Below are 20556 nucleotides of genomic sequence, written 5' to 3' on the forward strand. Positions count from 1 at the left end.
GTCCAGAAAGTAAGAGCTTTCAGAACACCTCCTTTTTACTGGCAAGAGATTAGGTGTTTGGATGACGAGCCGTTTGAAACTTTCATGATGTACATACGACTAATTCTATAAGAACGGGGGTGGAGTGGATGAAGGAATCCATTTTCCATCGATTGTATGATAACTATCACCAAGATGTCTTTCAGTTTTTAATCTACTTAGTCAAAAATAGGACAGTAGCAGAAGATTTATCGCATGAAGTATATGTGCGTGTACTAAAAGCATATGAGCGTTTTGAAGGCAAAAGTTCTGAAAAGACATGGCTATTTTCGATTGCTAAAAATGTTGCGATTGATTATTTTAGGAATGCTAATGTACGGGATCGCCATACATTTGATGCATTTGATTGGGAACAAGAACAGCTGATTTCTCCGGTCAAATCGCCAGAGCAATTTGTTGAATTAGATGATGAGATGAATCGTTTACTTGAGGTGTTAGAACTATGCACGGGTGATCAAAAAATGGTGATTGTGATGCGGTATTTTCAAGAGCTTTCCATCGCTGAAACAGCCGGTATTTTAGGGTGGACAGAAGGGAAAGTAAAAACAACACAACATCGGGCCATTAAAGCACTGCGCGAGAAAATGATTCAACAAGAAAAGGAGGCGAATTCGATATGAAGGATGAAAAATGGGGCGAGCAAGAAATCGAAAAGTTATTATCGCAAGCACCAAAAATTCAAGATAATCGTTCGAAAGAAGACGTCTTCGCAAAATTAAAAGAAGCAGGAGCTTTTGAAGAAGAAGTACCCGTACAAAAAGTCATAAAGAAAAAACGAAGCTTGTTTGGTATATATGGATTAACAGCTGCTTTATTGTTATTTGCATTTGGTGGTGTGTACTATATATCTGGTAATAAGTCGCAAGACATAGCCTCTACTTCAATGGAAAATGCAGATATGGCAACAAAAGAAGCTGAAGGAGAAATGACGAGCGGAAGCCCGATGATGATACGGAACTTTGTGCTTGAAGATATGCGTACAGCTGTTTATCCCGAACAGTTAGAAAGTAGTAAAGCTTTTTATATCGGTTTAGCGGGTGATGATGCAGAGAGTGTACCTGTGACAATCATTATTCCAAATGACAAACTAATAGAGGATTTCGGCACGGATTCCCCGTCACAAGTGGCGATGTATCAGAAGTATGCAGCGCTAATTGACGAACAAGCGGCGGGCTTTCATGATTATCATCCGGTGAAAGGAATCGTGGAAGAGCAAGGGTTAACAGTTGTGCATACATTACCACAAAACCATGGCTATGATACCGCTTCTGGTACGATGTCTATGTATATCGGGATGCTTGTCGATACATTTGGGGAAAGTTATGACACGGTGGAAATCGTAAGTGAGGAAGGCTCAGCAATGACGTTTAGTGAAGTAGGAGAGTCGAGTAAGCCATTACTATTAACGGAGAAGAAGCGCTATAGTTATTTTATTGATGAACAATCAGGTGGCATTTATTTATCACCAAATTTCCGTCAAACATTCGATACGGTAACAGAAGCATTGCAGTTTATGAAAACGGAAAATAATGATATTTATCAATCGGCTATTTTATCAGGTGTGGATTATACCGTAACGGAAGAGGATATTGTGACGGTTACATTCACACAACCGTTAGATTTAGAAGCATTTGATCCGCAACAGGCGATGTATATGATAGAGGCTATGTTATTAACGGCATCTAGCTTCGATAAGCAAGTGCGTTTTGAGAATGTTATGCAGACAGAGTGGCAAGAATTTAATTTTACGCAAGTGTTACCAATGCCAGTAGGTGCAAATCGGTTATCAATAGAATTCCTACAAAGATAGTCGGAGAAAAACGAAGGAAAGTACTTTACAAATTTAGAATATAACCTATAATGATAGGTGTAAGACAATTTCATATTTGATTCATCTTCGGGGCAGGGTGTAATTCCCGACCGGCGGTAATAGAAGCCGCGATTTCTGACCATTTTGGAGGATATTGCAACAGTGCTTCTTCAGCCCGCGAGCCACTTTTTAGTGTGCAGGATTTGGTGAAATTCCAAAGCCGACAGTATAGTCTGGATGGGAGAAGGTGAAGGTACGGTCGTTATTTGAAAAAATATCGTCTATTTTTGTATACCGAAAAAGCTATGGGAACTAGCTTTATTTGTGATACAAAAAAATGATATGATAACACCTGTTTCAGTGTGCCTTATTCTCCCTTACGTTTATGTTACGTAAGGGTTTTTTCATGGAGACGACCGAAATACCTTTCTTCTTGCGAGATGGAATCAGCAAAGGAGAAGATTTCTATGACAAAACAAAACAAAAAGTTACGCTCGTTCGTAACCATTGCCATGTTAAGTAGCATTTCTTTCGTATTAATGTTATTTAACTTTCCTCTACCATGGTTCCCAGCCTTTTTACAAATTGACTTCAGTGATGTACCGGCATTAATCGCGGTCATTACGATGGGGCCTGTTGCCGGTATTTTAGTAGAGTTAGTGAAAAATATTTTAGACTGGATTTTCTCAGGTGCACCAACAGGCGTGCCAGTGGGACATATGGCAAACTTTGCGACGGGTGTGTTATTCATTTTACCTGTTTACTATATTTATAAAAAATTCACGACATCAAAAGGTTTAATGGTAGGCTTAATCGCCGGTACCATTTCCATGTCGTTAGGGATGGCGTTGCTCAATTATGTAGCGTTCTTACCGATGTATGCATACTTCTTAAACTTCCATTTAGAATCATATGAAACGATTGTGAAAGGGATTTTACCGTTTAATTTAGTTAAAGGTGTGTTATTAATCGTCATTATTACGGTATTATTCCGTACGATGAAGACGTGGATCTCTAAACAACGCTTACAATATTTATCATAAAATAGACGCAGTCACGTTCGTGGCTGCGTTTTTGCGTTTTAACTCGGGATAAATTCCTTCCGTGCTATGTAGTTCTATTGTATCGTTGGTATGGAACGATGAATGATAGAAGGAGTAATGAATATGTGGATTGATATTACGATGCCGTTACATAAAAATATGCCCATTTGGCCAGGGGATACAGCGTTTTCATATAAGCAGGATGCGACGTTAACAGAGGACGGGGCGAATGTCGGGCAAATTACGATGAGCTTACACGCGGGGACACATGTAGATGCACCGTACCATTACGATGATTTTGGGAAGGCGATTGATGCGTTGTCGCTAGAGTTGTTTATAGGCGCTGTGAAAATAGTGGATGTTGTAGGAGTGAAGTGCATTCAGTTAGAACATGTGGAAAGTCTCGAGTTACATAACGTGGAGCGTCTATTTTTTAAAACGAAAGTCGTACAGGATTTATACCATTTTGATGAAGGTTTTACAACGATTGCTCCAGAGGTGATTCGCTTTCTTGCCAATCGAGGAGTGCGTGTTGTTGGGACCGATGCGCCGTCAGTTGATGCATTAGATGATGTGAGCTTAGTTGCACATCATACGTGTAAACAAGTGGGTATTTATATTATTGAAAATTTATTTTTAAAAGATGTTGATGCGGGTATGTATGAGTTTATCGGTTTACCCCTTGCGATTCAAGGGGGAGATGCATCGCCTATACGTGCTGTTGTACGGAAAATGAAATAATGAAGAAGCCTACAGCTTAAGTGGATTACTTGAGCTGTATTTTTTGTGGGAAATTAAGGTGTCTTAAAAAGTATTTATGCTATTTTGTCGCAAGTTGTAATTTCATCTGAACTTGCGATAAAATTAATCGAAACTCTGTATGTTAAGTTTTATAACATAATATTGATAAAATACATAACATAATGTAAAGTGAAGTTAGAAAATGGAGGGGATGATGATGAGTCGAGAGTTTCGAAGGGCGATGCCGTTACTCCCTATAAGCATGGTCATGCAATTAACGGAACTAACCGCAAGGCAAATCCGTTATTATGAAGAACATGAGTTAATAGCCCCGGCAAGGTCTGAAGGGAATCGACGTATGTTTTCGTTGGATGATATCGATGCATTATTAGAAATTCGAGAACTGCTTGACCAGGGAATTAATATGGCGGGGGTCAAAAAAGTATTTGACCTGCGAAATGTAAAAGATGTCAGGAAAAATGACGTGAATTTGATTTCTGATGCAGAGCTTCGTGCTATTTTACGAGAAGAAATGTTGCAGGCACAACGGATGCAAAAATCTTCGCTACGTCAAGGTGACCTATCGCGTTTCTTCCATCTTAAAAACGAATAATAAAATAGGAGAGTGAATGAGTATGTTTAATACAGTTGCGAATTCAACGAGCAAGTATACAAAAGAGAAGATTAAAGAAATTGTGAAGGACAAAAATGTAAAGTTTATTCGTCTACAGTTTACGGATATTTTAGGCACGATTAAAAATGTTGAAATCCCAGTCAGTCAATTAGATAAAGCGTTAGACAATAAAATGATGTTTGATGGTTCTTCCATCGAAGGTTTTGTGCGTATTGAAGAATCAGATATGTACCTTCGTCCGGATTTAGATACATTCATGATTTTCCCGTGGACAGCGGAAAAAGGGAAAGTAGCTCGATTCATTTGTGATATTGCTCGTCCGGATGGCACGCCTTTTGAAGGAGATCCGCGTTCGAACTTAAAGCGTATGTTAAAACAAATGGAAGAGTTAGGTTTTACAGGCTTTAACTTAGGGCCAGAGCCAGAATTCTTCTTATTCAAGTTAGATGAAAAAGGGAACCCGACACTCAATTTAAATGATGATGGCGGATATTTCGACTTAGCGCCAACAGACCTTGGGGAAAATTGCCGTCGTGATATCGTATTAGAACTGGAAGAAATGGGCTTTGAAGTGGAGGCTTCTCACCATGAAGTAGCGCCTGGTCAGCACGAAATTGACTTCAAATATGCCAATGCGATAGAGGCATGTGATAATATTCAAACGTTCAAGCTGGTCGTAAAAACAGTAGCCCGTAAACATGGTTTACATGCAACATTTATGCCAAAACCGCTATTTGGGGTCAATGGTTCAGGGATGCACTTTAACTTATCATTGTTCCAAGGGGAGAAAAATGCGTTTTGGGATGAAGGGGCGGAGTTACAATTATCGAAGACGGCGCGTCATTTCTTAGCAGGTGTACTAAAGCACGTACAAGGTTTTACAGCGGTAACGAACCCGGTTGTGAACTCCTATAAACGTCTAGTACCAGGGTATGAAGCGCCTTGTTATGTAGCGTGGTCCCCGAAAAACCGTTCGCCACTCGTACGTATTCCCGCATCTCGTGGGTTATCGACACGTATTGAGCTACGTTCGGTAGACCCATCGGCAAACCCATATTTAGCAATGGCCGTCATTTTAGCGGCTGGCTTAGATGGCATAAAAAATGAATTAGAGCCACCAGCACCCGTAGATCGCAATATTTACGTGATGAATGCAGAAGAGCGTAAGCAGTATGGCATTGATAATTTACCCGCTTCACTTGATGCAGCATTAAAAGAACTGGAGAAAAATGACATCATTAAAGCGGCACTTGGTGGGCATATTTATGAAAACTTTAAAGAAGCAAAAGAAGTAGAGTTCGATATGTTCCGTACAACGGTTCATCAATGGGAACGCGACCAATATATGAAAATGTACTAAAAAAGTGCCGGAGTGATCATGCTCCGGCGTTTTTATTATTAGAATCAATGACCTATAATCTCGAAGTGCTTTTCTAAGAGAGTGAACAGCCCGTAATTTGGCTGGAATATCGTCATAGGTCCACTTCACAAAGCCTGTTTTTTGCTTCTAAATTGAGAGCTAGAATTTTGCCATTAACACATTTGACTCTATTCTACTGACAGAAGCGATAATACAACCTGCTTGAATTAATCCTTCAGCTTAAATCTTAAAAGTGAATTAGCAACTGCTAGGTGCTCATATGTATGAAATTTTAGTTCCATACATACGAGGTTATTGTATGAATCAAATGAATACTTCTAAAAAGTATAGAATGTTTTTACTGCCGTTTAAAATAATTTATTCACTAATTCCATTCGATTCATAACACCTGATTTTTGGAAAATATTATATAAATGCTTTTTGACAGTATTAATTGAAATATACAATTCCTCGCCTATTTGAGAATTTGTATAACCCTTTTTTACTAATTCGATGATTTCAATTTCTCTTGAGGTTAGGGGATACTTTTTTTCTTCGTTACAATGAAGAAGTACTGAAGAAATAATTTGTGATAAGTAATTAAATCTTAGTACATCATGCGAAGTAAATTGATTATAACTTTCTTTACTAGCCACTCCAATTGCTCCAATAATTTGTCCCTCATGCTTTAATGTTATAACCATTTCATCGTAAAATCCGTACTTCAGCATAAATCTTTTAAAGTATTCCGATTCCTCATATTGTTCCGTCGTCACAACATCCATTAATTTTAAAGCACTTCTTTTTTCAAATAGTTCTTTATTTAAAGAGGGATATAAAAAATCTTGCATGTAAATCTCATCTAAATATTCCGCTAACATTTTATCTGAAATGTTATTGTTTAGAGGATTGCTTAAATTCCCTTCTTTATCAGATAACCAAAATAATGTGTGCTTGTAGTCAAATATATTCTCTAATTCTTTTAGGACAATGCTTCTTGTTTTAGGGATTGATTTGGTAATCTGGGAAGCAAAATGAATAATTTTTTCATAATCTTTTATTGGTAAAAAGGAACTCAAGAACCTCACCTCGCGACGAAAAATTATACTTTAGTGTAATTTTATTCTACTTAAAACGATATTATCATAGAAATAACTTTTAAGGAAGGAAGGGATATAGATATGAAAAAAACTGCTTTTATTAGTGATGAAAGTTATTTCTGGCACGACACAGGTAATGGAGCATTATTTTTACCACCAGGAGGATATATTCAAGCAGATGGGCATGCTGAAAACCCTGAAACAAAACGTCGATTTAAAAATTTAATGGAGCGTAGTGGATTATTTGAGCAATTAATAAAGCTTAAGCCTAAATCAGCTACAGCAGAACAAATTCAGTATTATCATACAAGTGAATACGTAAAAAAAGTTAAGGATTTAAGTGACCTTGGTTTTGGTGATGCTGGTGAACTTGCTTTGGTCGGGAAAGGCTCCTATGAAATTGCTCTCCTTTCCGCGGGTGGCGCACTTACCGCGGTTGAAGCAGTTGTTAAAGGTGATTGTGATAATGCTTATTCATTATCTAGACCTCCAGGACACCATGCTGAAGCAAATTTAGGAATGGGTTTCTGTTTATTTAATAATGTAGCGATTGCTGCACATTATGCTATAAAAGAACTTGGTTTAGAACGTGTTATGATTATAGATTGGGATGTACATCATGGAAATGGTACGGAGTCGGCTTTCTATCAAGATTCAAACGTATTATTTGTTTCTTTACACCAAGAAGGTTTATTTCCGGCGGGGCGTGGCTTAATTGATGATATCGGTGAAGGTGAAGGGAAGGGATATACAATTAATATTCCTCTTCCTGCTGGTACGGGTAATGCCGGTTATATGCATGCACTTGAAGAGATCGTTAAACCTGCAACAGAAAAATTCAAACCACAACTTATCCTTATCTCTGCTGGTCAAGATGCTAGCATATTTGATCCGCTTGGCAGAATGATGATTACTGCGGACGGGTACAAGAAAATGACTGACTTTATGTTACAACTTGCAGATGCTCATTGTGATGGAAAGTTAGTTGCGGTCCATGAAGGTGGATATAGCACTGCTTATGTTCCATTCTGTTCACATGCAATTGTGGAGCAATTAAGTGGCATTAAAACAGATGTAGAAGATCCATTTATTCATGCATTTAGTGGCGTTCCTTATGAAGAGTTAACTACGAGTCAAAAAGAACGTATTGAAGAAATTAAAAAAGTACATCAATTATTGAATTTTCAAGTTTAAAAATTAAATAATGGGTTAATAGAAACTAGAGTTTCTAAAAGTCTATAGCGCACATTCGGCACCCTTCATATAAAAAATCACAGGATTTTCTAGCTCCTTCTCTAGTGATTTAAACTAAGAGAGAGGAGCTTTTTTATGCGACTAAACACAAGTTACGTATTTTGTTCTGTTATTGAGTAATTGCTTGAGAGTGGTTTGGTATTTTTGTTTACCCAATAACGATATGGTTCGCTATCACACTCAAAGTGAGGTTTTATTAAATATTTTTGTATTACAAAACTTTGAGTAATACGAGCATTCTCAAAGTTGTTCGTAATATAGAAAATGTAGAACATAAGCAAAGTGTGTCTGAGCAAATCTTAACTATGATGTTTAGTGGCACGTTAAAGGTGCAAATAGTGGCGTATGACAAGCAAATGATGAAGTAAGCGTTGTCTAAACATCTAAGTATAAGACAAGCTACAAAATCACTCGGATGCAATCAATCTACATTAGTACGGAAAATACAAAAATACCAATTAACACGAAACATATTATACGAAGATTAATGATGCAATTATACATCATAATTGTATTTGCGCACGAAAAGTTGCAAAAAAGCAATGTTTTCTCGTGTCACATTGCAATGAAATTAAAAAAATATATCAATGATTTTCAACAAAATATCTAATAATGATCTATTTAAAACATTTAGGAAGACAGAATGAGCATTTTCAAAAGGAAAAATGCTTTTTTTTATTTTCTAAAGAAGTTGGCATGAGAATTGCTACTAGGAAAGTGTATGAAATTTTAAGTGAAGAGAGGTTGATATTTATGACAATTCAATTAAAAGAAGCGTTAAGAAATATTAGATTAGAACCATTTTCCACATCCAACTACGTTCATTGAAAAACAATCACAAAGATTAGCTGCTATTTTTTATAGAAAAGAAAGGTATTTATTTAAAAAATATAGAAGGCAATATATACATTGATAGTATGTCTTCTTTATGGGATGTAAATATTGGGCATGGTCGTGAAGAAATTGCCGAAGTCGCGAAGGAGCAAATGTCTACATTAGTATTGAGCTCATGCTTTGCTGCATTCAAATGTAAGCGCAATCAGTTATATGTTCTAAGATTACTATAGAAGTTAGTAGCTATAAATATAGTTTTCTAATAATTTATCTGAATATTCAGGTAATAATGCGTCTTTTAAAACTATTAAATGAAAGAAGGTATCTCTATGACACACACTCGTTTAGCAATTGATGTTGGTGGAACTTTTACAGATGTATTTGTTTTTAACGAAACTACAGGAGAAGTGTTTGTGACGAAAACGTCTTCTACACCTTCGAACCCTGAACAAGGAATTTTAAATGGGATTGAGAAGGCTGAATTGAATGGGAAGGACATTAAAATTTTCTCTCATGGCACAACAGTGGGAACAAATGCGTTAATTGAACGGAAGCTGCCGAAAACAGCGCTCATTACAACAAAAGGCTTCCGTGATGTAACTGAAATTCGTCGTGGTACGAAGGAAGACATATGGGATACGTATAAAGATACAGCAAAACCTTATATTCAACGGCGTGATCGATTTGAAGTCACGGAACGGATAGATTATGAAGGAAATATTGTTGAAGCGATTCAAGAAGATGAGATTCGCGCATTAGCTAAGAAACTAAAGCATCGTAATACAGAATCCATTGCAGTTTGTTTCCTTAATGCGTATGTGAATGGTGAAAATGAAGTAAAAGTAAAAGAAATTTTAAAAGAGGAACTACCAGATGTATATGTTTGTATATCAAGCGAGGTACTTCCGGAAATTTTTGAGCATGAACGTATGAGTACAACGATTATTAATGCAGTTCTTGGTCCAATTATGAGTAATTATATAAACAAATTGAGCGATGAAATGCGGAAAAAAGGCTACGAAGAGGAAATTTTAGTTTTACATTCTGGTGGTGGAGTTATGACTTCTAGTACAGTTCCTCGTTATGCTGCTAGGTTAGCGAGTTCTGGTATTGCTGCTGGAGCGATTGCTAGTAAACATATTGCTAAGTTATGTGGATTTAATAATGCGATAGGTTTAGATATGGGGGGTACGAGTACCGATATTTCACTCATGTATGATGGTGATATTCGTATAACGAAAGATTGGTCTATTGAATATGGCTATCCTATTGGATTCCCGAGTATAGAAATTTTAACGATTGGTGCTGGTGGTGGTAGCTTAGCTTGGAAAGATGCAGGCGGCTCCTTACGTAATGGACCACAAAGTGCAGGGGCAGTACCGGGCCCAGCTTGTTATGGGCGAGGGGGAACAGAGCCAACAAACTCGGATGCTAATTTAGTGTTAGGGCGATTAGGTGTCAATTTATTAGACGGGACGATGCAACTGGATAAAGAGGCAGCAATACAAGCTGTGAAGAAAATTGCAGATGAATTTGGTCATTCTGTCGAAGAAGCGGCGAATGCGATTATCGAAGTTGCCAACGCCAATATGAGTGATGCAGTTCGATTAATTTCTGTACGTCGCGGATACGACCCACGTGATTTCGCTCTAGTAGCATTTGGCGGGGCAGGGCCATTACATGGAGCATATTTAGCGAAAGATTTAAATATCCCCAAAATTATTATTCCCTCTCATCCAGGAGTAGCAGCAGCTATGGGATGCTTACTAGTAGATGTACGACATGATATCTCTAAAACCTATGTAAAAAAAGCGAATGACGTTTCTATTGAGGAGCTCACAAGTCAGTTTAATGACCTACGAATAGAGGCGAAAGCACTATTAGAAGATGAAGGTATTTCAGATGAGACATCTACATTGATGAACTATATGGATCTTCGTTATAAAGGGCAATGGCGTTCATTAGCTGTTGTCGTACCAGATCAATTGACGTCATTGGATGATGTATTAGCAGCCTTCCACAGAGAACATGAGCGAGAATTTGCTTTCTCTGATCAGGAACAAGTCGTTGAAATATATGGCTTACGTGTGACAGCAATTGGTACAGTACCTAAACCTGATTTTCCACAATATGCACCAGAAGGCTCGATTGATGATGCTTATAAAGAAACACGTCCCGTTTATTTTGAGGGTAAATATGTTGAAACGGAAGTATATAATCGTGACAAGCTCCCGGTTTACACACAACTACCGGGTCCAGCAATTGTAGATCAATTAGATACGACGACGGTGATTCCACCAGGGTTTACAGCGGAAGTAGATGTTTATAAAAATATCATTATTACGGTGAACTAATACACGATAAGGGGGATGAGATTTATGAGTACAATGAAATTAGTAGAAAACAATAAAGTACAAAATCTAGATCCTGTAACATTTGAAGTGTTAAAAAACGGTTTTGTAAATTTGGTCGATCAAATGGCAGAGCAAATGTTACGTACATGTTATTCGTTTGTTATTTATAACCGAGATTTTAGTTGTGCATTATGTGATGCTCAGGGAAACACTATCATGCAAGGGACGCAAGACATTTCAGTTCATGTAGGGACATTACATTTAACTGCTAAGGCTGTATTAGAGGATTTTGCAGATGATATTCACCCTGGCGATGTATTTTTAGTAAATGATCCATACCGTGGTGGGACACATTTTAGTGATGTAAGGGTCATTCTACCAGTATTCCATGATAAGAAGCTAATTGCGCTTATGCAAACAAATGGACACTGGGCCGATGTCGGTGGTTCAAACCCTGGATCTTTTGATATTACAGCGAAAGAACATTACGGGGAAGGGGTGCGTATTCCACCAGTACGTATTTATAGTAAAGGGCAATATTTAAAAGATATCGTGAACATTATCGTGATGAATATGCGTATTCCAGAAGAACGTATTGGAGATTTACGTTCACAAGTAGAAGCAGCAAAAGTCGGCGAAAAGCAACTAAAAGAGATGATTGAGAAGTATGGTATTGATACGGTTTTATTAGCTTTCGAAGAAGTACAAAATTACGTAGAACGCTTAACGAGAGCAAAAATTACATCATTGCCTAAAGGAGAATGGGAAACAGTTGATTATATTGATATGGATCCACAACTAGGGGATGGTTTAATTCCAATTCGTGTGAAAATGACCATTACAGAGGATGAGATTTTATATGATTTAAGTGGTTCTCACCCTTATATTAGTTGTTTCTTAAATGCTGGATTTGGTTCGGCGCTTTCAGGAACATATGCAGGAACAAAGACATTTTTCCCAGAAATTCCACTAAACTCGGGCTTCTATCGTGTAGTGAAAATATACCTTCCTGAAAACTCGGTTGTTAATGCACCTAGTCCAGTAGCTGTATCAGGCTATTGTTCAGGTTCATTTGAAAAGATTATGAATGCGTGCTTTGAATTATGGTCAAACATTATGCCTAAACGTGCCATTGCATGTTCGTTTAACTTAGAGTATTTACTCATTGGTGGCTACGATAAACGGCAAGATAGTAATGAGTATTTCATGTGGTACGACTGGATGGCAGGTGGTCATGGTGGGCGTGTTGATCGGGATGGTGCGAATACAACTTCACCCGTGTTCGGAGTGGGATTAAGTGTTCAGCCGTGTGAAGGTCAAGAACGCTTATCACCGGTCATTACGACGAAGCATGAAATCATTACAGATTCTGCAGGTCCAGGGAAATATCGTGGTGGCTGTGGTGTTGAAAAGGGAGGCATGTTAACAGACATAAACCATACAGTCATGTCTTATTGCTGTGATCGCTCTCGCTCTATTACATGGGGCATCATGGGGGGATTACCGTCTATTGCCCAAGGTGCTATCTTAAATCCGAATCAAGAGGATGAGGAGTTTTTAGGGACGATTTTCTCAAACGTAGAGGTTAAAAAAGGGGATTCCTTTACACGTCCATCTGCAGGAGGTGGGGGACTGGGTGATCCGTTAGAACGCGATGTAAACGCTGTATTAGAAGATGTGATTGATGAGTATGTTTCGATTGAACGTGCGAAGCTTGATTACGGAGTAGTGATTTATGAAATTGATCGTGATATCGATGCATTTGAAATTGATTATAAGGCTACCTCCATAGAACGTGAATATATTCGCAATCATCGTCATCAATGGTTAGAAATAGACCCTCATGAGGTAGAGCAGATGTATAATGCAGGAGAAATTAATCAAATGGATGTAGTTCGTCGTTACGGTGTGATCATGGATTACAAAACGAATAAGGCATTACCAATCTCGACTGAGCAATATCGAGAAGCGATGAAAAAACGCTCTTTAGCCTACTGGTCGTAGTCAGGGAGTTGAAGGGCTACTAATTGTTTTGGTGTTATATGGAACTTCTTCTTAGTGTAACTCGTAACCAATGTAAAGGAGTGGAACACAGATGGAAGTAGTAATACCAAGAGACGAAGAGATAACGGATGTTTTAGAAAATGAGAAACGGGATGATTTCGCCTTAGAGAAAGTACCTCGAGATGGGCGGTCCATGAATTGGGCTAGCATCACCAATATTACACTTGGTGTAGCAACAGCAATGCTTTTCATACAAATGGGAAGTTTAATGGCTGTGAGCTTTGGAGCGATGAATGCTTTATTAGCTGCTATTTATGCAACGGTTATTGGAGGAACGATAGGTGTTGGTATAAGTTATTTAGCTGCAAAAACTGGATTAAATGTAAACTTATTAGCTCGTGGCGGTGGATTTGGCTATTTAGGTGCATCGATTACTTCGCTCATTTATGCATTAAATTTCATAATGTATTGTGGAATCGAAGGGGCAATTATGGCCTATGCTGTGCATGAATATGTACAATTCATTCCAGTTTGGATGCTTATGGTGTTTTTCGGTCTTGCTGTGATTCCATTGAATTGGTTTGGTATTAAGCAATTAGACAAGCTTCAAAAGTGGACTATGCCCATTTTTATTTTCTTTATTGTAGTTGGTTTTTTCATGTTGGCAAAGGAAACAACATTTACAGGGAATATCTGGACATTCTTACCTGAGGGCGTAGAAGTCGGCGGAACATCTTTACTTGCTTGTATTGGGATTATGAATGGCTTAGTAGGAATTATGGCGCTATTAATCTCAGATTATGCTCGTTTCATTAAACCATCTGAATTTAAAATGGGCGTATTTATGGTTGGCTTTATGCCTCAATTTATTTGCTTCTTTGTCATGGGCGTTATTGGTATTTGGTTTGGTGTTCAATTGAACGAGCAAAATCCGGGAATATATTTTGTCCACTTATTAGGCATCGGTGGTGTGATTTTTACAATATTAACACAGCTTCGTATTAATATTACAAACTTATATAGTAGTTCACTGTCGTTAGCGAATTTTTTTGAAAATGTATTTAAATTCAAGCCGGCTCGAGTGTTTTGGGTTATCGTAACATCGGTTGTAGCGATTTTTCTTATGTTATTTGATGTCATTAATCATATTGGTAATTTACTAACATTCCAAGGTGTATTTTTACTGTCATGGGGTGCCATTCTAATTAGCGATGCATTAGTGGTGAAGCGTTTAATGAAAATTGGGCCATTGTATTTCGAATATCGTCAGCATTATTTATATGCTTGGAATCCTGTGGGCATTGTGTCTCTAGTGGTTTCTTCTGTCATTGGTTCTATAGCCGCATTTGGATATATGGGAAGCTTTTTGCAAAGTGTTGCAGCTTTTTTTGCAGCGCTACTAGCTTTTGCTTTAACGATTGTCATTGCGATGATCACAAAAGGTAAATATTATGTGAAACAAGAAGCAAACGACATTCCTGATTATGAAAAACTAGCATAGTAACCATACTAACATTAGTAGTACGAACCAAGGCCATGGTTTGTGCTACTATTTTTTTTAGTAGAACTGTACGTTTGACCGATGTGATAATATTGAGCCGAAGAAAAGTAGTTTAATCCAGTTAATGGGAAATAATAAAAAGAAAGGCTCGAAAGTATCGTACTGTATGTTTACACATGGTATTACGAAAGGGAAGTTAGTGTGAAAGAGAATCGACTATATAGTTATAAATAGGGCTTTTCACCATTTGTTTTCCTTCTTTAAATTTCTCCATCCTCACCACTTCGTCCAGCTGTTCTTTGTTTATTCTATTGTTTAGTTCTACATAGGACATCATTTGAATATGAGATAGTAAGAGTTAAAGGGGGATGGATAATGGAGCATAATGTGAAAATTCGAGAAAAGATTTGGGAAAGTGTTAATAGTTTAACGGATGAACAATTAAATGCAGTGGTGGAAGAAGGTACGTGGAGTATTGCGCAAATACTAGAACACTTATATTTACTGGAGAAAAATGTAGGAAGGCAAATCGCTAAAACGTTGATAAGTGAGGATGTGAATGTACCAGAGGCATTTCCCGTACATGTAGTAGCAAATCGAACACAAAAAGTAGATGCTCCTCAGTATGTGCTGCCTTCTAATGAGCATCAAACATTGTTGGAACTGAAACGTAAATTAACTACATCAAGAGACACGTTAATGCAGATTGTTGGAGAGGTTTCCGATAAAGAGTTAACTGAGAAAGCGTTTGCCCATCACCGTTTTGGTACATTGTCATTGAAGCAATGGGTAGAGCTAATTGGCTACCATGAAGAACGTCACCTTGGTCAAATAGAGGAAGTGAAACAAGCGTTAGTAAAAAAGGTTTAAAAGTCTAATTTGAGAAACTGTGTAGAATAGTAAAAGGACCGAGCTAACAATGTGATGGCTCAGTCCTTTCGCTTTATCCCATAATATTATAACCACAGTCTACATAAATTGTTTCACCTGTTACACCGCGTGATAACTGGCTTAACATACCAATTGTCATATCCGCAACTTCTTCTTGATTTGTGTTGCGTTTTAGAGGAGATGTTTCTTCAATTTTGTGTAAGATTTGATTGAAGCTTGGAACACCTTTTGCTGCTAGTGTGCGAATGGCACCTGCTGAAATCGCATTGACACGAATACCATCACGGCCAAGATCTGCTGCTAAATAGCGCATAGCTGCTTCAAGTGCTGCTTTTGCTACACCCATCACATTATAGCCGTCTAGTACACGCTCAGCGCCTAAGTAACTCATTGTCACGATAGAAGCGCCTTCTGCTAAGTAAGGTTTCGCTGCTTTACTTACGGCTACTAACGAATAAGCACTTGTATCTTGTGCAAATGCATAGCCTTCTCGCGTTGTTTCAACGAAGCGATTTTTTAAATCTTCTGCATGTGCAAATGCTACTGAGTGAACAATTCCGTGAATGGAACCAAACTCTGTACCGATTTGTTCGAATGCTTTTGCGATTGACTCATCATTATTGACATCGCATTCAATGACTGCTGTTTTTTTATCGCTATAATCTGTTAAAAGCTTTTCAATTTTCCCTTTTGAACGATCTTTGCGATATGTGAAAATAACGTTTGCGCCAATTTCCAATAATCGTTTTGCGACGCCCCAAGCGATGCTTCGTTCATTTGCCACGCCCATTACGACGATGTTTTTATTAGTTAATTGTAAAAGATCCATGCTCATACCCCTTTATCAATACGGTCTATTATTAGTACCAACTACTAAAACTAACTATAACATTAAATAATTATGGTGGCAATTAGAAAATGCAACTCGCATTAAAATAGCGCCATTGGATGTCCTCTCCTTATGTATAGGAGCTTATTTACGTGCATTTTAGCTGAAAAAGGAACGATTTTATTCAAAATATCCCCCGATAGGAATAGCTGTTGTGATAAAAAAGAGGGAAAATTACTAAAAAGAGGGCTTATGTAGCGAGAGGAAAAAAGCATCGTTTTAGCTAAAAAATGAAAAGAATGATGCTTTTTTTCGAAAAATATACCGTCTATCCAAACTGGTGGATACATGTCTTTAGGTTGTGGGCAACTATAAAAATAATACATTTCTTTCTATCATGATAATAATAAACAGTGCTGTAGAATTTTTTAATAAGAAAATTAGCTGCACAATTTAAAAAACAACAAAATCTTCAACTGTCGATTTTGATATACGACTTAATTAAGGATAAATGCCATTTAGGTAAATGGTCCCGGTTTGACACTTATTTTAAATTAAGTTGTATCTCGATTTCGCTATGTGACATCAACTAGGCATTAAAAATAATCGATTTTAATTGCGGGAAGTAAAAATAGAGGTGCTTACTTTTCATTTCACTGTAATTTTTAGTACGACTAAGTATTAAAAGGAGTGGTCTCAACTGCAGCATAATTAGAATAGTTGCCCGCTATGGATGTCGGCGTAGCATGAACGTATATTTATCTATAAAAAAAGATGTGCGGGATTCGCACATCTTTATAATTAAATTTGCATACTATTCGTATTTTAATGCATCGCCATCGAATGATTCTTCTGCTACTTTAATGGAATCAGTAGGGCAACCTTCAAAAGCGTCTTGTAAATCTTCTAATAAGTCTTCAGGCACTTCTGTAGTACCCATGTTATCATCTAAAATAACGAAAGCAATTCCTTCGTCATCGTAATCATAAATATCTGGTGCAGCAGCGCCACATGCGCCACATGCGATACAAGTATCTTTATCTACAATTGTATATTTCGGCATTGTTACCTCTCCTTTTGTCATTGCTCTTCCGTAAGCTTCTTTCTTATTCTAAAGGTGTTTACTATACTTTTCAACAGTGAAAACATGAATTTCATACAAATGTATGAGATGTGAAAACCTTGTGAAATAAAGGTTTTGTCAATTGACAGATGTCAATGGGCTTCATTATAACATATTACCCGTGTTCAAAAAAATATATTTCGAGCCCTGTCTTCAACAAGCGTATACTAGCGTCCAATGATATATTATGCGATGAGAGGTACAAAAAAATTACATGTATTAATATAGGAATAAACAGTAAGAAACCTGTACCTAATAGTAAGTCGTTTTTATACTATAATGTAGCTGAGGTGATCACATGGGATAGCTGAAATAGTTACGGTTGTATTCATTATATTAAAGCTAACAGGAGTGATTGCGTGGTCTTGGTGGTTAGTCCTATTACCAGTAATCATTTCTTTTAGCATGTATGCTTTTATACTGTTGATAAAATTAGCCATAGTGATTATTACTGTAATTGCTATAAAAAAGCCTTAATATCCTTGATATAATAGGCTTTTTTGCATGATTCGGTTATACTTTTTAACAATACATTACGAAAATGAGGGATTTGCTTTGATTTTACAACAAATTCTTTTGCATATTTTTCATAAATTGAATAACGAACGGACGATCAATGCAGCCTACCATTTGCTTCGTGGAAAACGTTCGGGTCAGACGATTCAAGATGTCGGTATTTTTAAACTGTATCCGCATTTTGGTTTGTTAAGAAAGCTATCTCGTCAAACATTTGAGCAAGCGGTGCAGACATTACGAGATAACGATTATATAACGGTAGACGAAAATGACTATTTTACGTTAACGGCAACAGGTGAGGAACAGGCAAGTCAATTACAGCTTCCGTACTTTGACGGCTGGCATTACCGCGGAAATGAGCATATTTTTTTTGCGCGGCTATCGCTCGTTGTCCAAAGCTTGTCCAACCAATCTGCAGGTATTCACGCTTTTATACCTGTACAGCGAGAGGAACAAATTCAAGCATGGTGTCGTCAATTTTTACGGGACACTAAGTATCAGTCAAATGCCATTCAGCAGCCTCTTTATGAAGAAATCATCAGTAGCTTAGAGCAATCAGCGATGCCAACTTTACAGAAGGAGTTATTGATGAATCGCTTAACAGGTGTTGGGGTAATCGGTATACCGTGGCAGCAACTGAGCTTTGAATATCAGATGCCCGAGTTAGATTGTCAATTGCAATTTGTAAGTGGACTTCAACGCTGGCTTGATGCAATCAATCGTGATGGAACGCGCTGGCCATATTTATTGAAACTGGCAGAACAGATTCGCATTGAAAATGTATTGACTGGTTCCGCGTATCAAACGGCACAGCTCTATCAGCAGGGCTATTCTGTAGAGCAAATTTGTGGAATGAGACGTTTAAAACCGAGTACCATTGAGGATCATTTAGTTGAATTAGCGATGAATGAGCCAACGTTTGATATTACGCCATTTGTCACGAGTGAAGAGCAACAACAAGTGCATAGCGCGGCAGAAGACTATGCGACACGAAAGCTAAAAGTATTACATACCGTCCTGCCACATTTAACGTATTTTCAAATTCGCTTAGTCCTTGCGAAAGGGGAGGTGTAGTGTGTGTTAGAACAAACATTACAACAAGTTTTTGGCTACGATACATTTCGACCTGGACAGAAGGAAATTATTGAGCAGTTACTCAAAGGACGTGACTGTATCGCCTTGTTACCGACAGGGATGGGGAAATCTTTATGTTACCAGCTACCAGGCTATATGTTTGAAAAACCAGTGCTTATTGTGTCACCGCTACTTTCTTTAATGCAGGACCAAGTCGATCAGTTAAAGCAACGCGGTGAAAAGCGGGTTGTGGCGTTAAATTCTTTCCTATCACCGAATGAAAAGGCATATGCACTCCATTTTTTACATGAATATCGTTTTATTTTTACATCCCCTGAAATGCTCACGCAGCAGCCCGTTCGTGAACGTTTAATGGAGATGGAGTTGTCGCTTATTGTAGCGGATGAGGCACATTGTATCTCGCAATGGGGGTTTGACTTTAGACCAGATTACTTACGTATAGGCGAAATTTTACAGACTAATCGTCCACCGATTTTAGCATTAACAGCAACAGCGACGGATTCGGTATTAGCCGATATTCAAACGTATTTACACATGAAAGAGCCGTATCAATTTATTCATCATGTAGACCGAGAAAATATTAAACTGGCCAAATATACATTTTCTCTAAAAGAAGAGAAGCAACATTGGATTTTACAGCACGTCACAAGTACGAAAGGTCCGGGTATTATTTATATGCCATCACGTAAAAAATGTGATGAATTCAGTCAATTGTTAATTGAGCGAGGCATTTCTGCAGTAAGCTACCACGCTGGAAAAGAAGCGGAGGATCGGCAATTTATTCAGCAACAGTTTATTCAAGGGGATGTCGAATGGATTGTAGCGACCAATGCATTTGGCATGGGGGTACATAAGCACAATATTCGACAAGTGATTCATGAGTCTATGCCAGCCAATGTATCGAACTATATGCAAGAAATAGGACGCGCAGGACGCGATGGGGAAGACGCGTTAGCCATCTTACTCTATGCAGAAGGGGACGAGCATTACGCGCACTATGTATCGATTGAAGACTTACCAAAATCTGCCCATGTAGATGCCTATGTCCAACGTCTACAGCTGCAACAAAATCCGAAAGTGATGCTCGAAACAGGGGAGATATCTGAAACGGCTTACCGAGTGTTGGCGTATTGGATACAGCAGGAAGCACCGCAAGCGGTCAAAAAACGACTAACTCAAATGGAAGCTGCAAAATATCAGGCGGTACAAGAAATGCTTCAAATCATTGATACATCGAACTGTATGCGTCGGCAGCTCGTGCAGTATTTTGGACAAAAACTGACTGCCGTACACACCATTTGCTGTAGCAATTGTGGCTTTCATATCGGCGATGTAACGGAATCTCGTGAATTGCTTCAACCGCAAAAAACAATGCAGTGGGAAGAACGTTTGCGAAAATTGTTGTTTGGGCGTAACTGAACCATTTCG

The 20556-nt window shown here is 38.0% G+C and carries 18 protein-coding genes and 1 riboswitch; of the genes, 15 read left to right on the forward strand and 3 right to left on the reverse strand.

Annotation, left to right across the window (positions count from 1 at the left end; genetic code table 11):
- Window positions 1-107: 107 nt before the first annotated feature.
- From AC3II9_RS00650 to glnA, 6 genes are all read left to right on the forward strand, one after another.
- A complete protein-coding gene (locus tag AC3II9_RS00650) occupies window positions 108-659 on the forward strand; it encodes an RNA polymerase sigma factor SigX (RefSeq protein ID WP_489152763.1) in 552 nt (183 codons plus the stop codon).
- Complete coding sequence (locus tag AC3II9_RS00655; protein WP_489152566.1) at window positions 656-1849, forward strand: hypothetical protein; 1194 nt, start codon at window positions 656-658, stop codon at window positions 1847-1849. Before AC3II9_RS00650 ends, AC3II9_RS00655 begins: the two co-directional genes overlap by 4 nt.
- Window positions 1850-1928: 79 nt before the next feature.
- Window positions 1929-2102, forward strand: a riboswitch (FMN riboswitch).
- 214 nt (window positions 2103-2316) lie between these two features.
- Window positions 2317-2892 (forward strand): ECF transporter S component, encoded by a 576-nt coding sequence (locus tag AC3II9_RS00660; RefSeq protein ID WP_391366851.1) that lies wholly within the window; start codon window positions 2317-2319, stop codon window positions 2890-2892.
- 123 nt (window positions 2893-3015) lie between these two features.
- Entirely contained in the window at window positions 3016-3633 is a 618-nt protein-coding gene (locus tag AC3II9_RS00665) for a cyclase family protein (RefSeq protein WP_489152567.1), read from the forward strand.
- 217 nt (window positions 3634-3850) lie between these two features.
- A complete protein-coding gene (locus tag AC3II9_RS00670; protein ID WP_489152568.1) occupies window positions 3851-4246 on the forward strand; it encodes a MerR family transcriptional regulator in 396 nt (131 codons plus the stop codon).
- Between the two features lie 22 nt (window positions 4247-4268).
- Window positions 4269-5627 carry a type I glutamate--ammonia ligase gene (gene glnA, locus AC3II9_RS00675; protein WP_489152569.1) on the forward strand — a complete coding sequence of 453 codons (1359 nt, stop codon included), beginning with the start codon at window positions 4269-4271 and terminating at the stop codon, window positions 5625-5627.
- Window positions 5628-5995: 368 nt separating this feature from the next.
- Here the strand turns inward: glnA and AC3II9_RS00680 are convergent, their stop codons facing one another.
- A complete protein-coding gene (locus tag AC3II9_RS00680) occupies window positions 5996-6706 on the reverse strand; it encodes a response regulator transcription factor (RefSeq protein ID WP_489152570.1) in 711 nt (236 codons plus the stop codon).
- A 102-nt stretch (window positions 6707-6808) separates the two neighbouring features.
- Between AC3II9_RS00680 and AC3II9_RS00685 the strand changes: the two genes are divergently transcribed.
- From AC3II9_RS00685 to AC3II9_RS00715, 7 genes are all read left to right on the forward strand, one after another.
- Complete coding sequence (locus AC3II9_RS00685; protein WP_489152571.1) at window positions 6809-7921, forward strand: class II histone deacetylase; 1113 nt, start codon at window positions 6809-6811, stop codon at window positions 7919-7921.
- Between the two features lie 431 nt (window positions 7922-8352).
- Window positions 8353-8469 (forward strand): hypothetical protein, encoded by a 117-nt coding sequence (locus AC3II9_RS00690; protein ID WP_489152572.1) that lies wholly within the window; start codon window positions 8353-8355, stop codon window positions 8467-8469.
- A gap of 420 nt (window positions 8470-8889) precedes the next feature.
- A complete protein-coding gene (locus tag AC3II9_RS00695; protein WP_489152764.1) occupies window positions 8890-9048 on the forward strand; it encodes a hypothetical protein in 159 nt (52 codons plus the stop codon).
- Window positions 9049-9144: 96 nt separating this feature from the next.
- A complete protein-coding gene (locus AC3II9_RS00700) occupies window positions 9145-11169 on the forward strand; it encodes a hydantoinase/oxoprolinase family protein (RefSeq protein WP_489152573.1) in 2025 nt (674 codons plus the stop codon).
- Window positions 11170-11193: 24 nt separating this feature from the next.
- The gene (locus tag AC3II9_RS00705; RefSeq protein WP_489152574.1) at window positions 11194-13173 is read left to right on the forward strand and encodes a hydantoinase B/oxoprolinase family protein; all 1980 of its coding nucleotides are present in this window, start codon (window positions 11194-11196) and stop codon (window positions 13171-13173) included.
- 91 nt (window positions 13174-13264) lie between these two features.
- The gene (locus AC3II9_RS00710; RefSeq protein ID WP_489152575.1) at window positions 13265-14674 is read left to right on the forward strand and encodes a purine-cytosine permease family protein; all 1410 of its coding nucleotides are present in this window, start codon (window positions 13265-13267) and stop codon (window positions 14672-14674) included.
- A 375-nt stretch (window positions 14675-15049) separates the two neighbouring features.
- Window positions 15050-15544: a DinB family protein gene (locus AC3II9_RS00715; protein ID WP_489152576.1), complete on the forward strand. Its 495-nt coding sequence runs from the start codon at window positions 15050-15052 to the stop codon at window positions 15542-15544.
- A gap of 73 nt (window positions 15545-15617) precedes the next feature.
- On the opposite strand, the gene fabI is transcribed toward AC3II9_RS00715, so the two are convergent.
- Both fabI and AC3II9_RS00725 read right to left on the reverse strand, forming a co-directional pair.
- Window positions 15618-16400 carry an enoyl-ACP reductase FabI gene (gene fabI, locus AC3II9_RS00720; protein WP_489152577.1) on the reverse strand — a complete coding sequence of 261 codons (783 nt, stop codon included), beginning with the start codon at window positions 16398-16400 and terminating at the stop codon, window positions 15618-15620.
- Window positions 16401-17208: 808 nt separating this feature from the next.
- Entirely contained in the window at window positions 17209-17457 is a 249-nt protein-coding gene (locus AC3II9_RS00725; RefSeq protein ID WP_489152578.1) for a ferredoxin, read from the reverse strand.
- 615 nt (window positions 17458-18072) lie between these two features.
- Between AC3II9_RS00725 and AC3II9_RS00730 the strand changes: the two genes are divergently transcribed.
- Both AC3II9_RS00730 and AC3II9_RS00735 read left to right on the forward strand, forming a co-directional pair.
- The gene (locus tag AC3II9_RS00730; RefSeq protein WP_489152579.1) at window positions 18073-19107 is read left to right on the forward strand and encodes a YpbB family protein; all 1035 of its coding nucleotides are present in this window, start codon (window positions 18073-18075) and stop codon (window positions 19105-19107) included.
- 3 nt (window positions 19108-19110) lie between these two features.
- Window positions 19111-20547 carry a RecQ family ATP-dependent DNA helicase gene (locus AC3II9_RS00735; protein WP_489152580.1) on the forward strand — a complete coding sequence of 479 codons (1437 nt, stop codon included), beginning with the start codon at window positions 19111-19113 and terminating at the stop codon, window positions 20545-20547.
- Window positions 20548-20556 lie beyond the last annotated feature (9 nt).

Source organism: Lysinibacillus sp. RU7, assembly GCF_057837305.1.

Bases quoted from the DNA above. Each gene is read 5' to 3' on its own strand.
- AC3II9_RS00705 (WP_489152574.1), top strand. From the start codon at position 11,194: ATGAGTACAATGAAATTAGTAGAAAACAATAAAGTACAAAATCTAGAT.
- AC3II9_RS00710 (WP_489152575.1), top strand. From the start codon at position 13,265: ATGGAAGTAGTAATACCAAGAGACGAAGAGATAACGGATGTTTTAGAA.
- AC3II9_RS00715 (WP_489152576.1), top strand. From the start codon at position 15,050: ATGGAGCATAATGTGAAAATTCGAGAAAAGATTTGGGAAAGTGTTAAT.
- AC3II9_RS00725 (WP_489152578.1), bottom strand. From the start codon at position 17,457: ATGCCGAAATATACAATTGTAGATAAAGATACTTGTATCGCATGTGGC.
- AC3II9_RS00660 (WP_391366851.1), top strand. From the start codon at position 2,317: ATGACAAAACAAAACAAAAAGTTACGCTCGTTCGTAACCATTGCCATG.
- AC3II9_RS00665 (WP_489152567.1), top strand. From the start codon at position 3,016: ATGTGGATTGATATTACGATGCCGTTACATAAAAATATGCCCATTTGG.
- AC3II9_RS00670 (WP_489152568.1), top strand. From the start codon at position 3,851: ATGAGTCGAGAGTTTCGAAGGGCGATGCCGTTACTCCCTATAAGCATG.
- AC3II9_RS00655 (WP_489152566.1), top strand. From the start codon at position 656: ATGAAGGATGAAAAATGGGGCGAGCAAGAAATCGAAAAGTTATTATCG.
- fabI (WP_489152577.1), bottom strand. From the start codon at position 16,400: ATGAGCATGGATCTTTTACAATTAACTAATAAAAACATCGTCGTAATG.
- AC3II9_RS00700 (WP_489152573.1), top strand. From the start codon at position 9,145: ATGACACACACTCGTTTAGCAATTGATGTTGGTGGAACTTTTACAGAT.
- AC3II9_RS00685 (WP_489152571.1), top strand. From the start codon at position 6,809: ATGAAAAAAACTGCTTTTATTAGTGATGAAAGTTATTTCTGGCACGAC.
- glnA (WP_489152569.1), top strand. From the start codon at position 4,269: ATGTTTAATACAGTTGCGAATTCAACGAGCAAGTATACAAAAGAGAAG.